12 protein-coding genes and 1 riboswitch are annotated in these 15,774 nt (G+C 50.1%); of the genes, 6 read left to right on the top strand and 6 right to left on the bottom strand.

From position 1 onward, the window contains the following. Positions 1-64: 64 nt before the first annotated feature. The 6 genes from AC3IRK_RS08530 to AC3IRK_RS08505 all read right to left on the bottom strand — a co-directional run bounded on the left by AC3IRK_RS08530 (position 65) and on the right by AC3IRK_RS08505 (position 7,480). Positions 65-859: a DUF3307 domain-containing protein gene (locus AC3IRK_RS08530; RefSeq protein ID WP_489169853.1), complete on the bottom strand. Its 795-nt coding sequence runs from the start codon at positions 857-859 to the stop codon at positions 65-67. Further along, a complete protein-coding gene (locus tag AC3IRK_RS08525; protein WP_489169852.1) occupies positions 856-1,503 on the bottom strand; it encodes a hypothetical protein in 648 nt (215 codons plus the stop codon). Before AC3IRK_RS08525 ends, AC3IRK_RS08530 begins: the two co-directional genes overlap by 4 nt. Before the next feature lie 238 nt (positions 1,504-1,741). Further along, positions 1,742-2,212, bottom strand: coding sequence for an NUDIX domain-containing protein (locus AC3IRK_RS08520; RefSeq protein ID WP_233494529.1), 471 nt, complete (start codon positions 2,210-2,212; stop codon positions 1,742-1,744). Positions 2,213-2,542: 330 nt separating this feature from the next. Beyond that, a complete protein-coding gene (gene parC / locus AC3IRK_RS08515) occupies positions 2,543-4,948 on the bottom strand; it encodes a DNA topoisomerase IV subunit A (protein WP_131503738.1) in 2,406 nt (801 codons plus the stop codon). 1 nt (position 4,949) lies between these two features. Then, positions 4,950-6,911 (bottom strand): DNA topoisomerase IV subunit B, encoded by a 1,962-nt coding sequence (gene parE / locus AC3IRK_RS08510; protein WP_131503739.1) that lies wholly within the window; start codon positions 6,909-6,911, stop codon positions 4,950-4,952. 167 nt (positions 6,912-7,078) lie between these two features. After that, positions 7,079-7,480, bottom strand: a complete 402-nt coding sequence (locus tag AC3IRK_RS08505) for a CoA-binding protein (protein ID WP_131972640.1) — start codon at positions 7,478-7,480, stop codon at positions 7,079-7,081. Between the two features lie 424 nt (positions 7,481-7,904). Between AC3IRK_RS08505 and AC3IRK_RS08500 the strand changes: the two genes are divergently transcribed. The 6 genes from AC3IRK_RS08500 (at position 7,905) to AC3IRK_RS08475 (ending at position 15,763) form a co-directional block, all read left to right on the top strand. Further along, complete coding sequence (locus AC3IRK_RS08500) at positions 7,905-8,945, top strand: tyrosine-type recombinase/integrase (protein WP_489169851.1); 1,041 nt, start codon at positions 7,905-7,907, stop codon at positions 8,943-8,945. A 41-nt stretch (positions 8,946-8,986) separates the two neighbouring features. Next, the gene (locus tag AC3IRK_RS08495) at positions 8,987-11,617 is read left to right on the top strand and encodes a DEAD/DEAH box helicase (RefSeq protein ID WP_489169850.1); all 2,631 of its coding nucleotides are present in this window, start codon (positions 8,987-8,989) and stop codon (positions 11,615-11,617) included. 349 nt (positions 11,618-11,966) lie between these two features. Next, positions 11,967-12,644 carry a 50S ribosomal protein L25/general stress protein Ctc gene (locus tag AC3IRK_RS08490; RefSeq protein WP_026828270.1) on the top strand — a complete coding sequence of 226 codons (678 nt, stop codon included), beginning with the start codon at positions 11,967-11,969 and terminating at the stop codon, positions 12,642-12,644. 92 nt (positions 12,645-12,736) lie between these two features. After that, a riboswitch (TPP riboswitch) is annotated at positions 12,737-12,835 on the top strand. A gap of 105 nt (positions 12,836-12,940) precedes the next feature. Next, positions 12,941-13,516 (top strand): ECF transporter S component, encoded by a 576-nt coding sequence (locus AC3IRK_RS08485; RefSeq protein ID WP_426353531.1) that lies wholly within the window; start codon positions 12,941-12,943, stop codon positions 13,514-13,516. After that, positions 13,513-15,072 carry an ABC transporter ATP-binding protein gene (locus AC3IRK_RS08480; RefSeq protein WP_489169849.1) on the top strand — a complete coding sequence of 520 codons (1,560 nt, stop codon included), beginning with the start codon at positions 13,513-13,515 and terminating at the stop codon, positions 15,070-15,072. The genes AC3IRK_RS08485 and AC3IRK_RS08480 overlap by 4 nt, the downstream gene beginning before the upstream one ends. Next, positions 15,038-15,763, top strand: a complete 726-nt coding sequence (locus tag AC3IRK_RS08475) for an energy-coupling factor transporter transmembrane component T family protein (RefSeq protein WP_188004397.1) — start codon at positions 15,038-15,040, stop codon at positions 15,761-15,763. Before AC3IRK_RS08480 ends, AC3IRK_RS08475 begins: the two co-directional genes overlap by 35 nt. The last annotated feature ends 11 nt before the right edge of the window (positions 15,764-15,774 follow it).

Here is a 15,774-nt window from a genome sequence, read left to right as displayed (position 1 = left end):
TGACGGTCGCTTGCATCAAGAAACCGTCCACCTCTCTTTCCATCTCTCTATCGCCTTGCTGTCGTTACAGGGCAAGGCGGATCGCCATGCCGCACAGCAAGGCACCGAGAATGCTCAGTAAACTGCCGATGATATAATATTCCGCAAAACGGCGGTCGTCAAACTGTTTAAAACGGGCCAATGCCTTTAAGGCAATGATGAATCCAATGGCGCCCGTTGCATTGACCGCCACCAAAGAGACGATGATGGCCCGTTCGACGAGTCCGATGTAACGGCCGACGCCGTTGATTTCCGTCGTATAACTGCGGGCGGAATCCTCGACTTCATGCGTGACGGACCGCTTCAGACCGTCCAGTTGTTCTTTTCGTGTGACCTTCCGCTCAAAATGCGATTCAATCAAGCGGGGCGCAAAGGGCGCAAGCAGCGGGGCAATCCCGCGTCCGATTAACTCCGTTGCAATCAAGCCCCAGACGCTGATCCACAGGATTTGATCCGGTAACGTAAACGATGCCGGCCAAGCGACAGGGGTGAAAAAGAGGACGATACCGGTCAGAATCCCGATATGGATCAATTGATCGCTCCAAAAGGCAAGTGCCGGATGCAAAAGACGTTTGAAGGGCGAGCCGTCCAGTAAGGCATGTGTCCCGATGATGACACCGCCGATGATCCAGGCCGTCTGACCAGTCACGTCATTCATCTGGTAAAAGAGTCCGAGGACGGCGGCTGTGCCGATGCTATGTATCGTTATATGTTCGAGTAATACCCGAAACGTGCGTTGTTTCAACTTTGCCATCCGTTGACTCTGGAACGGAAAGTCCGCCAGCAGGTGGATCAGAAGCAGGCTTAACAGCAAAGTCATCCGATCGCCTCCCAGACTTGTAACTGGTTTAAGGCATCAATCAATGCCTGTTCGAGACGTTTACGTTGTTTACGTTGGGAACGGGCGACAAGTTTCGCGACATTCATCCGGGCATCTTTTTCGTGAAAGCCCATCTTCAAACCGATTTCTTCGTAAGTAGCGTCCGGATGCAGATCCATCAGCCGGTGTAATTCGATTTGCCGGTCCGTTTTGCCGAAATAAGCGGGATACAGCATCTCGATATAACCGTTCAGCAGGGCGGTCGGCAAATAAGGCGGTCCGGCAAAGGAAATCCGGTTTGCGGTCTGTTTTGCCGCTTCCTGGGCCTCAAAAGCGAAAATGATGGCACTTCCGTTTGCTTCATCGGCATGAGTCGTCGATAACGTCTCATATTGACCGAATCCGATTCCGATATAACCGTTTAACGGTTGATTCAACAGCATCAACATGAGCGGATAACTGACGGCATATTCGTTGAATACGCCAAGCAGACTGTCACCGGACTTGATTTGAAACGGTACGAGTGCTGCCGGAAATGCTCGGTTCAGCTGATCCGCCAACCGATGCAGATCGGTTAATAATTGTTCTTTACTGGAATACGCACGGGAATTTTGAATATCAAATGAAACTGCAACAGCTTGCATACAAATCCTCCTTGTTACCGAATATGCGGTTACTTATCATTTGTTACCGTTTAAAGGGTAACAATAGACTTGTTACTGTATTTAGAGTAACAGGGAAGCGTAAAAAAAACAAAGACTGATTCAAATCTTTTTTATTTTTTCTTTTAGTTAACATAACATATATTATCAATAGTTGGTAATTATTGTCTCATAATTAAGGTAAACTCAATATAGTGAGACAAAACAAAAAAACACGGGATTAACCGTGTTTCCGACAATCGTAATGATGTGTCCGTTCCAAGCGGCTCATTAAACGATCCAAGAAAATATGATGCCGGCGTTCGAGTTGCGTGATTCGTTCAAGCGGTAACCAGGCGAAATGGAAAAAATCACCGCAATCTTGACCGTCACCAGCAACACAATGCGTCCATCTGTTTTCCTGACATTCGATATGAGCATGATAGAAATACGTGTAATGCACCCGCATGCGTTCCGGATAACGCATTTCTTCTTCACCTACGTACTGGACGGTCGCGAGCGATAAACCGCTTTCCTCGAGTGTTTCCCGAACTGCCGCTTCCTTGGCGATTTCGGCATCTTCGATTGTGCCGGCAGGAATTTGCCAATCACTGTCTGGAGCAGATTGCGGATGAAAAACAAGTAGTTCCCATCCCTCTGGTTGCTCCCGTGTGATATAGATTGCTACTTTTTCGCGTCTTCTGAATTTCATCGTCATCACCTCTCCAGTTGGCAGATGGCACAAAAGCAGCCGAGGAACATGTCCGTAGCTGCTTGATGAAACGAATTCTATAAGCTAAAGCTCCGAACTGCCCGCTCCACATACTTCGTGGTAATCTTGCCTGACCATTTTCTTTTATTGTAGCGGTTATTGGCGGTCGTTTCAATTTGTAAACAGGTGATTTGTCAATAATTCGAAGAAAAGTCTGATAAAGCGGTCAAAACAGGCGTCAGAAAGCTAGAAACGAACGGGAAACAGCGACTTTATGCCATATTTCATAAAAAAAGACACCCCTCTATCAAAATGAGGGGCATCTGACCATCAAACAGTATACCAATCGAGAAGCGGACCGAATTTTTCTTCATCATAGGCAAACGAACCGTTCGATAACCGGTCGAGGAAGGACAACGATTGGACTTGAATTGTCTTTTCCTGCTCTTTTCCGATCAAAATCAGCTCTTTTGCTTGTGTGACGTCGATCAATGCCGCGACCTGATGCGGTTTTGATTTTAAATCACGTAACAGTTGTGTACCGCGCAAGGCGCGGTTCGAGACCTGGAACTGATCCGCAAGGCGCATTTTCTTCAAGGCACCACGTTGTGTCAACAGGACGATATTCGGTGCTTGTTTGAAGCCGATCGCACCGGCCACGACATCCTGATCACGAAGGTTGATCGCTTTCACACCCGCTGCCCGGACACCGACGACCGGGACATCGTCTTCCGTGAACCAGAGACCGAATCCATGCTGGGTCGTTAAGAACAATTGCTCTTGTCCGGTAGAAACCTTGGCATACAGGACTTCGTCATCCGCTCGTAAACGGACACCCTGCAATGGTTTTGATTTCCGCTGAGCATTGTAGTCGCTCAATTTCGAGCGTTTGACCATCCCTTGGCGGGTCACGAACAGACAGTGTGAGTTCTCGTCAAACGTTCGGACGAGGTCGACCGATAAAATCCGGTCGCCGGGATCAAGCGGCACGAGATTGGCGACGTGTTGTCCGCCGTCTTTCCATTTCGTATCCGGCAACTGATGGACCGGAATCAAGAGATAATTCCCCTGAACGGTCCAGACGATGACATGATCCGTCGTCATCGCTTGTCCTTGATACAGCAGTCGGTCCTGCTCTTTCATCTCCGGCAAATCGTTGGTCGCGCCGAAAGAACGCATTGAAGACCGCTTGATATAGCCGTTTTTCGAGACGAAGACCATTGTTTCCTCGACTGCAATCATGACTTCTGTCTTCAATTTCAACTCTTCGACTTCCGCTTCAACCGTCGAACGCCGGTTATCAGCAACCTGCTCTTTTAAGACCGTCAATTCCTTGATGATCAATCGGTTCCGCGTTTTTTCGTCGTTTAGAATCTTCTCAAGACGGGTGATTTCTTTTTCGAGTTTTGCCGCTTCGTCCTGTAATTCGACGATATCGGTGTTCGTTAACCGGTACAACTGAAGCATGACGACCGCTTCTGCCTGGCGGTCCGTGAAACTGAACCGTTCAACCAGCTTGTCTTTCGCTTCCGATTTGTTGGATGCGGAACGAATCAACGCAAGTGTCTCGTCGAGGACCGAAATCGCCGTCATCAAAGCCGAAACGACCTCCTGGCGGCGTTTTGCCTGCTCGAGATCAAACGACGTCCGGCGGATGACAACATCTTTGACGTGGCTGAGGTAAGCATCAAGCAGGGCAAGAACGCCCATCTGACGCGGTGTCCGCTCGTGAATCGCGACCATATTGTAGTTATAGGCGACTTGCAGATCGGTTTGCTTCAGGTAGAAGTGAAGCACCCCTTCTGCGTCCGCTTCTTTTTTCAGCTCGATGACGACACGAAGACCATCTCGGTCCGTCTCGTCGCGGACTTCCGCTACCCCTTCGACTTTACGGTCCAGGCGGAGTTCTTCCATCCGTTTGACGAGGTTGGCCTTATTGACTTCATACGGGAGTTCCGTAATCAGAATCTGTTGGCGTCCGCCGCGTAACGTCTCAATCGTTGCCCGAGAGCGGATGATGACTTTGCCACGTCCGGTTTCAAACGCTTTTTTGATCCCGTCGAGACCTTGGACGACACCGCCGGTCGGGAAATCGGGACCTTGCATATGCGTCAGTAAATCGTCGACAGTATGGACGGTTCCGGAGATTCGGCCGATCGCGGCATCAAGGACTTCACCGGCATGGTGCGGCGGGATTTCCGTCGCATAACCTGCTGAAATTCCAGTCGATCCGTTCATTAATAAGTTTGGCAGCAATGACGGCAGAACGAGCGGTTCTTCGGTCGTATCATCAAAATTCAATGTATAGTCAACCGTCTGTTTGTTGATGCCGTCGAGAATCAGGCTCGAAACTTTCGACAAACGGGCTTCTGTATACCGCATTGCTGCCGCACTGTCGCCGTCAATCGAACCGTTATTCCCTTGCATGTCAATTAACGGATAACGCAGTTTCCACTCCTGACTCAGGCGGACCATCGCTTCATAGACCGACGAATCGCCGTGTGGGTGATAGTTACCGATGACGACGCCGACCGTTTTCGCGGATTTCCGGTAAGCGCGGTCGAACAGGTTACCTTCCGTATGCATCGCGTACAAGATACGGCGTTGAACCGGTTTTAATCCATCACGTGCGTCCGGTAAAGCCCGGTCCTGGATGATATATTTCGAATAACGACCGAACCGGTCCCCGACGACTTGCTCAAGGGACAGGTTCAAAATGTTTTGCAGGTTAGACATATCAGTTCACACTCTCTTTCGTCACGTGTTCATTTTCAATGATCGAGAGGTCTTCCGTCAGTCCGAACGCTACATTGTCTTCAATCCAGCTCCGGCGGTGTCCGACATTGTCGCCCATCAGCACGGAAACTCGTTTCTCGGCGACAGCGGCATCATCGATCGTGACGCGGATCAATGTCCGGGTCTCGGGATCCATCGTCGTTTCCCATAATTGCGGAGCGTTCATCTCCCCCAGTCCTTTATAACGCTGGATCATATAGCCTTTACCAAACTTTTTCGTTGTTTTCGCCAGGGTTTCTTCATCCCAGACGTATTCAAACTTCTCAGACTTGCCCTTCCCTTTCGAGACGCGGTAGAGCGGTGGCAAGGCGACGAAGACTTTCCCGGCATCAATCAACGGGCGCATGTAGCGGAAGAAGAAGGTCAACAGCAAGACTTGAATATGCGCGCCATCGGTATCGGCATCGGTCATGATGATGACTTTGTCGAAGTTACAGTCCGATAAATCGAAGTCTGCCCCGACGCCGCTGCCGATCGCGTGGATAATCATATTGATTTCTTCGTTTTTCATGATATCCGCAAGTTTGGCTTTTTCCGTGTTCAGGACTTTCCCGCGTAACGGTAAAATCGCCTGGAACGTCCGGTTACGGCCTTGTTTGGCTGAACCGCCGGCTGAATCTCCTTCGACGAGGAACAATTCATTTTTCTCCGCATTTTTCGACGCGGCAGGTGTCAGTTTCCCGTTCAGGATGCTCGAACGTTTCTTTTTCTTGCCATTGCGGGCTTCTTCGCGGGCTTTACGCGCTGCTTCCCGGGCCTGAGCGGCGCGGATCGCTTTTTTGATCAGGAGGGTCGCCGTTTGCGGGTTTTCCTCAAGATACGTCGATAAACGGCGCGTGATGACGGCGTCACAGCTTGTCCGGGCTTCCGGAGAACCGAGTTTTGATTTCGTCTGTCCTTCGAATTGCAGGAATTCTTCCGGAATCCGGATCGACACGATCATCGTCAGCCCTTCACGGATATCATTCCCGTCTAAATTCTTGTCTTTTTCTTTGAGCAGCGTGTTTTTACGGGCATACTCGTTCATCACCCGTGTCATCGCCGTTTTAGCGCCGACCTCGTGGGTTCCACCGTCGCGTGTCCGGACGTTGTTGACGAACGACAGGACGTTTTCCGAATAGGCATCCGTGAACTGGAAAGCGATATCGACCTCGATGTCATTTTCCGTACCTTCAAAGGCGACTGTCGGATGTAACGTATCTTTGTCGTCGTTCAAATAGCCGACAAATTCGCTGACTCCGTCTTCATATTGGAACGTGTCCGCTTTTTCTGACCGTTCGTCGGTCAGTGTGATTTTCAGACCTTTCAGCAGGAAGGCCGATTCACGTAGGCGTTCCGCTAACGTATCGTAATTGTATGTCAACGTGCTGAAGATTTTTCCGTCCGGCTTGAAATAGACGCTTGTTCCTTTTTGGCGCGTCGTGCCTGTCTCAAGCAACGTCGTTTTCGGAATTCCCCCGTCTTCGAACGTTTGCTCAAACTGTTTCCCGTCGCGATAAATCGTGACTTTTAACTGCGTCGACAGGGCGTTGACAACAGATGCTCCGACACCGTGCAGTCCGCCCGATGTTTTATAACCGCCTTGACCAAATTTTCCACCGGCATGAAGCACCGTGAAGATGACTTCTGCCGTCGGTTTGCCGGAAGCATGCATCCCGGTCGGCATACCGCGTCCATGGTCACGGACCGTAATTGCATTATCTTTATGGATGATGACATCGATCTGTTCCCCGAATCCGGCCAGTGCCTCATCAATTGCGTTATCGACGATCTCATACACCAAATGGTGGAGTCCGCGATGATCGGTCGAACCGATATACATACCCGGGCGTTTCCGGACTGCTTCGAGTCCTTCTAATACCTGTATGGCATCATCATTATAATTGTTTAAATCTGTCGCCATGTTTTTCACCTCAAATAGAAAAACGTCGAATATTCCAAACGTTCGTTCGTTTTTCTAGTAGTCTGTATCTAATTGTAGGCATCTTCTTGCTATCTGACAAGGATAATCTAGAAAACAAGAAAAAAAGACACCTACTGTCAAGGAGTAGATGTCTTGCTGAATCACGATCACAAGTACTGGTGTTCAATTTTAATGCAACGGTTTTCGATGTACGGAATCCCGGCCCCAAGGGCTAAACTTTCCGCTTCGACACTCGATAATCCGAGCTGATTCCAAATCATGCCGACGTCACCGTGAGCGACGGCATCCTTCGCAGCGTCCGCCAAAAACTCCGAGCGACGGAAAACATCGACGATATCGATATGGCCCGGGATGCTGGCGACACTCGGATACACTTTCTGACCATTCCATTCATTTAAGGTTGGATTGACCGGAATGACTTCGTACCCGTGTTGGACGAGATAATCGGCAATCCAGTTCGCCGTTTTTCCGGAATCGCTTGATACCCCGACAACGGCGATCCGTTTTGCTTCTTTTAACAACTGACGTGCTTGTTGATCTGAAATCATGTTATTTCCCCCTTATGTTAAATACAAGATAGTCTTAGTCTATATACCCGATTCAATTTGGATTAAGCCTTTCAACTGGAGGGAGGAACGTGTTCGAAGTGTGAGAATCAAAAACGGTCTGTACGAAAACGAGACGACCAACTACCCGTCGGACTGGATTTCGATGCAACTGAGAGCGAAATGATTTTTTGTGAAAAATAGTCTGTTTAATTGTTTACATAATATAATTATTGTATTAATTTGCTTACAAAGTGATGAAAACCTAATTTGCATCGAGTCGAACCGTTACCTGTCTTTGGTGATTTCGATGCAACTGAGCGCTCCCTGTCTGACAATTTAACGTTGCGTGAAATAACTATTTCACGCAAACTAGTGTACCAACTACCAACGTTTGGTATAGTAGTGACAGAGAGGGGATAGAATGATGAGTTTGTTTAAAAACCTGGGAAAAACCGTGAAAACGGCCCCCCTTCCCGCCCATACGATCGATCTTCCGGGATATGTCCGGATGCCGGATTTCATCCGGTTTTACATCGACCATTTGGCGTCGAAAAATTTCTCGAAGGCGACGATGCGGCGGTATGTGTATGATTTTGATTCATTTTTTCAGTTTGTCGCGGAAGCGTCGGGTGAAGCGATTCGAGCACGTGATATCACGCAGGAAGCATTTCTTGAAATTGACGGATCCGGGATTGCCGCTTATGCGGAATACTTAGCCTTAACAAAGCAAAATGCCCCAAGTGTCATCAACCGGAAGCTGTCAGCACTGCAGTCCTTGTTTCGGCATTTAATCGATATCGGGGTCCTGTCGGAAAACCCGGTCGCAAAAATCAATCGTCCGAAACAGGCAAAACGGGATCCGGTTTACTTAACGAAACGGGAATGGGATGAGTTGATCCAACTGTTGCCGTCGAATATCGAGATGAATGCCCGGGAAGCGGCACATTATGAACGGGATCGCGTCCGGGATATCACGTTGTTCCAGGTGCTCGGTTACAGTGGCATACGGCTCAGTGAAATGACGCAATTGACCTGGAGTGCCATTGATTTTCACGAAGGAACGATTCGGGTCATCGGGAAAGGCAACAAGGAACGGGTCATTCCGCTTGCGAAGCCGGTCCGGGTCGCCTTACGGAAATACGCTGCACACTATAGTCTAACGATGCGGGGGCCGGATCCGATTTTCCAAAAGCAAGGCAAAGCGCTCAGTCCCCGGGCTGTTCAACATATTTTAAAACGGCACGTTGACCGGTTGCGTCCCGTGCTGCCGTTTTTGGAGCGAAAACAGATCACACCCCATAAATTACGGCACACGTTTGCGACGCGCCTGGCAACAGGCGGGGTCGATGTCTTGACGATTCAACAATTACTTGGCCACGAATCGGTCGCAACGACACAGGTCTACGCCCATATCGGTGATCAGGAGAAAAAACGGGCGATCGAATTATTTGATGGTGAACGATAATTGTATTATGTCACCTGAGTGTCACTGAAAGGAGAACTTGGATGAATTATGGCTTAAGTGAACGGAAAATCAAACAAATGTCGGATACCTATGCCTTTCGTCGCGGGAAACGTTACGTCGCTGCCAAAAAAGTTACATTACGGAACTACCAATCCGGTGATTTGCTCGTCGAAGCCGCTGTTCACGGTGAATCTGTCTTCACTGTCACCGTCCGCGTCAAGGAACACGGCGTGGATGCCGGTTGCAACTGTCCGTCGCTGGCAATGGATCAATCGTTTTGCGGGCATATCGTCGCCGTGTTGTTAGCGATGCATCATGTGCAAGTCTACGGCACACCTGCCGGAAACCAATCGTTGATTCGTCCGTTTGCGACGACGCGCCAAACAGAAGACGCAGCAGTGACGGCTTATTTGCAAACATTAAGTAAAACGGAACGGGCAAAAATCAGGTTTGATGTCAACGGTTCGGCGATTGTGATGGAAAGTATCACAGCCCAACAACGTTTTACGATCAGTTCCGCTTATTTTGACCGCCTTTTGCATACGCGTGACCGTTTACGGAATCTGGCCGACGTCTGGCTCAGTCCCCTGCTCAAACAACGGCTCGTCAGCGGTCCGCCGTTAGTCGAACTGGCGCTCGACCGCGAGCAAGGTGGGCTTGAACTGCTCGTGACGTTTAGCTATCAGGGGGTTCGGATCAATCCGTTACAGGAGACGGATTGGCTCGGGCGCGATGTATCGCTTGAAGGGTCCATCCTCCGCTACGTGACAGAGAGTGGTTTCTTGGAGCGGGACGGTCGCTATCGGTTAGAGGAAGAGGTGGCGGAATATCAGTTTTTGAAAGGTTTGCTCGACCCCCGTGTCGTTTACGGCGAACTCATCGTCCAAGTGACGGAGAGTATCCGCCAATCCTTACCGAACGGACCGTTTCATCCACGGATCGATGTCGAGACGACGGACCGCTTGGATTGGTTGACGTTCCGCTTTTCTATGGATGGGATCCCGGAAATGGAACTGAAACAGGTCTTGCAGTCGCTTGTCACCCGGAAAACGTATCACCGGTTAAAGAACGGTCAGTTTGTCTCGTTTGAGACCCGGGCGTTTGAACAGTTACAACGCGTTTTTCGGCAACTTGAAGCAGCAGAGCAGGACCAACTTGAGGCGGTTTTGCGCGCACCCGCCCTGCCGAACCTCAAACATCTAGTCGGTGCCTCCTTCTTGCATATCCATAAACAATTAACAGAACGGTGGCTCGAGCTGAAAAACGGAACGGGTGTCTACCTGAACTTCCCGGAAGTACTCGATCGGCATTTGTATCCGTACCAGCGGGCAGGCATCCAGTTCATGGCGAATCTTGCCGGACATGACGGGCACGGAATTTTAGCGGATGAGATGGGGCTCGGGAAGACGATCCAAGCGATTGGTTATCTCGAGACGCTTCCGCCGGGTCGGATGTTGATTGTCGCCCCGGCTTCCCTGCTCCATAACTGGCAGGCGGAACTTACACGGTTTGCGCCGTCAAGAATCGTTCATTTGTTGAACGGAGCACGGAAACAACGGTTGGATCAAATCGAGACAGTACCAGCGGACGGAATTTTTCTGATTTCCTACCCGTCGTTACGGGCCGACATGGAGGCACACCAGACCGTCGAATACGACGTCGCCATTTTCGATGAGGCACAACATCTGAAGAATCCAGCGTCACAAACCGCTGTCCGCTTGCGCCGTATTCGGGCGAAACGTCGGTTTGCCTTGACCGGAACACCGCTTGAAAACCGGACCGATGATCTTTGGTCGATTTTCCGGGTCATTTTCCCGTCGTTGTTACCGGACTTACCGACGTTCCAGACATGGTCATATGATGAAATCCAACGATTCGTCCGACCGTTTATGATGCGACGGACAAAAGCCGAAGTTTTGCAGGATTTACCGCAAAAACAGATTGTCCACCATTATACAGAGCTCGGTCCGACGCAGAAAAAACTTTATGCTTCCTACTTGGCGAAACTGCAACTGGAAACGTTACAGCATCTCGACGAAGCGAAGCGTGAAGACCGGATTAAGCTGCTCGCCGGTTTGACCCGGTTGCGGCAGATTTGCTGTGATCCGGCGTTATTTGTCGAAGGTTATACAAGTGAATCGACAAAACTCGAACGCCTGCTTGAAATCATTGAAGAAAAAGTAGCGAGCGGACACCGGATCCTGATTTTTTCCCAGTATACGAAGATGTTGGCCCGGATTCGGGAACGACTGGCAGCACGACAACTTGCCCACTTTCTACTAACCGGTGAGACACCGGTTGAAGACCGTGTCGCACTGTGTGACCGGTTTAATGCCGGTGAAGTCGATGTCTTCCTGATTTCCTTGAAAGCCGGCGGGACCGGTCTGAATCTGGCGACGGCAGATACCGTCATTTTATACGACAGCTGGTGGAATCCGGCCGTCGAGCAGCAAGCGGCTGACCGGGCCCATCGATTGGGACAACAGTCACCGGTCGAAGTGATCAAGTTATTGATGACCGGGACGATTGAGGAAAAGATGGCGGAATTACAAGATCGAAAAGCGACGATGATTGATGCCGTCTTATCGGATCAGAAACCGGATATTTTAACGATTCGTGAACTCGTCCGTCTGCTTGATTCCCCCTCTTTTATCGATTCATCAGGTGATTAACCATACAAATCAAAGAAAATCTTAAAAAAATGAAAGACCTTCAATCCGTTGTCTATCAACAGGTTTGAAGGTCTTTCGACAATCAAATTCAGAAAAAAGGTTTTAACTTTTGAAAGACAGGGGTATATCTACATTAGCACCGTACAACACGGTCGCTTTTCAATTATTGTTTCTCAATATCAGCGTAATGACCTGGGAGAGAAATGCTACTTACTCACTTCGTTTTTCATTTCTGAATGAAATCCAGTTGAACTAGCATTTAGCGCATGAATTTCTGTTGGAACCTATTGTTCCACTCCTACATTCATTACCTTTTGAGGGCTATACCAAATTCAAGGGGGAAATGAACATGTCAGTAACATTAAAAGTAGAAGAACGCGAAGTACGCCCACGCTCACTTAGAAAGCAATTACGTCATGAAGGAAAAGCTCTTGGTGTCGTGTATGGCTACAAAGTGGAAAGCACACCGATTTCATTCGACGAAAAAGAATTGGTCAAGGTTGTCCGTGATCACGGCGAAAACGTCTTGGTTGCTCTTCAAATCGGCGGTAAAAAGGTCAACACGTTGATCAACAAGCTCGATATGGATATCTTTACACCAACCATCAAACACGTTGAATTCATCGCTGTTAAAATGGATGAAGAAACAGAAGTCGAAACGGATATCGTCCTCGTCGGCGAAGCAGCCGGTGCGAAACTTGGCGGATTCCTTTCACAAACACTCTTTAAAGTAACAGTTGCCGCAACACCAGATAAATTACCGGAACGGATCGAAGTCGACGTGACGGATCTTGCAATCGGAGATTCAATCACAGTAGCTGATCTTCCGGAAGAAAAAGATTTCCGTGTCGTCACAGAAGGTGACATCCAAGTCGCAGCGGTCGTTGAATCGACACTTGAAGCTGAACTTGAAGAAATCGAAGAAGCAGAAGCTGAGGCACAAGCAGCTGATGCGGATACAGCGACAGACGATTCAGAACAAACTTCTGAAGAGCAAGCTGAAGAAAACAAAGAAGATAAAGAGTAATCTTTTCTCTCCTCCCCTCGTGGGAGGTTTTTTTTATGCATATTGACAAGTCCGGTCGACAGCCGTACAGTGAAGAAGGTACACATCATTGACACATCCACTAGGGGAGCCATTTGGCTGAGACGATTCACTTCGGACCCTTTGAACCTGATCTAGTTCATACTAGCGTAGGAAAGTGGAGCGGAATCCTCGTGCTCTTTTTCTGCATCTTGCAGGTTACACGACCGCTCTCTTTTCATAGAGGGCGGTCTTTTTTGTGGTTTCTTTGTGGGTGTGCATTCAAAGGAGAAGTGATTATGAACAGTTGGAAAATGAAAGAAATCATCGTCATGATGATGCTCGCCGTCGCGTGTGGTGTCCTCTACTTAGGGTGGTCGACGTTATGGTTACCGATCTCGGCCATCTTCGGACCGGTCGGATCAAACTGGATGTTCGGCATCTGGGTCATCGCCAGTCCCCTTGTCGCCTACATCATTCAAAAACCAGGCGCGGCATTGATTGCGGAAGTCGTCGCCGCTGCCGTCGAATTGTTTACAGGGAGTCACTTCGGCTTATCGGCACTGTTGATTGGATTCGCACAGGGGATCGGGGCCGAGATTGCCTTTGCCGTGTTCGGATACCGGAAATTCAATACGTTTACCTTGATGTTGTCCGGTGTCTTCGCTGCCGTCGGAAGTATGGTCTACAGCCTCATCGTGAACGGATTTGCCTACTATACGACGACGACTCTCCTGTTGACGTTTTCCTTACAACTTGTCAGCGGTGCTCTGCTCGGCGGCTTACTCGCAAAAATCATCGTCGATGCGCTCGTTAAGGCAGGGACACTGAATGGGTATGCGATCGGACGACAACGAAAGCAGCGTGCCGCATGATGCAGTGTGAGCACCTGACAGTCCGCTATCCGGATCAGGATCACCCGGTCTTACAGGATTTTTCGGTTACGATTGATAAAGGAGAAACGACGTTGCTCGTCGGTCCAAGCGGCAGTGGAAAGACGACCTTTTTACATGTCCTCGCCGGTCTGTTGCCGGAGACGATTGAAGCCGATGTCACCGGTGGATGGACGACGGATGGAACCGTCGGGATGTTATTCCAACAGCCGGACGATCAGTTTTGCATGCAGACGGTCGGTGCCGAAATGGCCTTTAGTCTGGAAAACCGAAGCATCTCCCGATTTGAAATGGATGAGCGGATTAAAGGTGTCTTGGCACGGGTCGGACTTGACCTCGCCTTGACGACGCCGATTGCCGAGCTGTCCGGCGGGATGAAACAACGGCTTGCTCTAGCCTGTGTATTGGCACTCGAACCGGACATCCTGTTGCTCGACGAACCGACGGCGCAACTTGATCCGCATGGTCAACGTTTGATGATGGAGCTGATTGAGGAATTGCACCACGATCCGAACGTGACACTGGTGCTGATCGAACACCAACTGGAGCAGTGTGTGACGTTTGCGGACCGGGTGCTGGTCTTTCAAACCGGACGGATCCGTCTTGACGGACCGCCGCGGGACATTTTTTCAGAACGCCGGACCGTTTTGACTGAGCTCGGGATTGCGACACCGCGCCTTTACCCGTATACATTCGGAACGATACCGGCCGAGGTCGCGGCAGAACGGGCACTCGATCGCCCACCTGTCCGCGAACCCGTTTCAACCGAACCGACATTTGAACTTGTTGACGTGACCGTCCGGCACGGAAAGCAGACGGTTCTCCAGCGGATCTCGCTGACCGCCCACGCCGGAGAATGGATCATGCTTGTCGGACGCAATGGAGCCGGCAAAAGTACCCTGCTCGAAACGCTGGCCAAACTGTTACCGGCGCAAGGCGGAACGATTCAGTTGTTTCAGACAGCGTTGAAGAAATGGCGGGACCGGACATTTTACCGGCAGGTCGGCTTTGTGTTTCAGCAACCTGAGTTTCAGTTTCTCAAACAGACGGTTCTTGACGAACTGACGATCAGTTGTACCTCACCGTCGTCCGGTCAGATGGATGATGCCTTACAGTACTATCGCTTGGCGGACGTCGCGGGTCAGTCGCCGCTCGCACTCAGTCTTGGTCAAAAACGGCGTTTGAGCGTCGCGACAATGCTGCTTGAGCGAAAAGCTGTCTTGTTGCTGGACGAGCCGACTTTCGGACAGGATGCCGAGACGACGGCACAACTGATTGAAGTCTTGCGGCAAGCCCGTGCAGCCGGGACGACGCTCATCATGGTGACGCATGATATGGAGCTGGTGTACCAACAGGCAGACCGGGTGCTCGTCCTCGGTTCGGGAAACATTCAATTTGACGGTTCACCGGAGGAATTGTTTCAGGAAACCAAGATTTTACACGACAATCAGCTGATTCGTCCGGTGTCCTATCAGTATCAGCAACAAAAGGAGGGGATCCGTCATGCAGGAAAACCACTCATGGCTCGCTCAAATTAATCCTTCCGTCAAACTGGCGACCCTGGTCTATGTCATGCTGTTGCTGATTTCGACATCCCGTTTAGAAGTGACGTTTGCACTGCTCATCCTTTCCGCCGTCGGCGTATGTTGCTCCGGCTGGCAGCTGTCAACGCTTCTCATTCGTCTCGTCCCTTATGGTGTGTTGTTTCTGTTGACGTTTTGGATGATGGCCGCGTTCGGAAAAGGTGAAACGGAATTGTGGGCATTCGGCTGGTTCCGGATCACGGAAGAGAGTCTTGCACATGCCTGGTTGGTCGCGACGCGGATGCTCGCCTTCGTCCTGTTGAGTGTAACGTTCGTTGCAACAACGGACGCGACACGGTTCGTCATGAGTCTGATTCATCAATGTCGTCTGCCGGTTCGCCTGGCCTATGGATTTTTAGCCGGTCTCCGCTTCATTCCGATCTTTCGGCAGTCGATTCGAACGATCCGTCAAGCGCGTCGTGTCCGGCAACAACGGTCACTTTGGCCGTGGCAAACGTTTTTTGACATCAGTCTGCCGTTGTTTACGACCAGTATCCTCCGCTCGGAACAGATTGCGATTGCGATGGAAGCCCGTCAGTTTCGGGTCAATCGGACCTATTATGTCGAGCCGGTCGTAACACGAGGGGATCTTGCCTTTCTGTTGATGACCGTCACGCTCGCGACGTCACTTCGCCTGGTGGTTTGACAGCGGACGAT

Source organism: Exiguobacterium sp. GL_137 (assembly GCF_057834585.1).
This window is presented reverse-complemented; position numbering and strand designations above follow the sequence as displayed.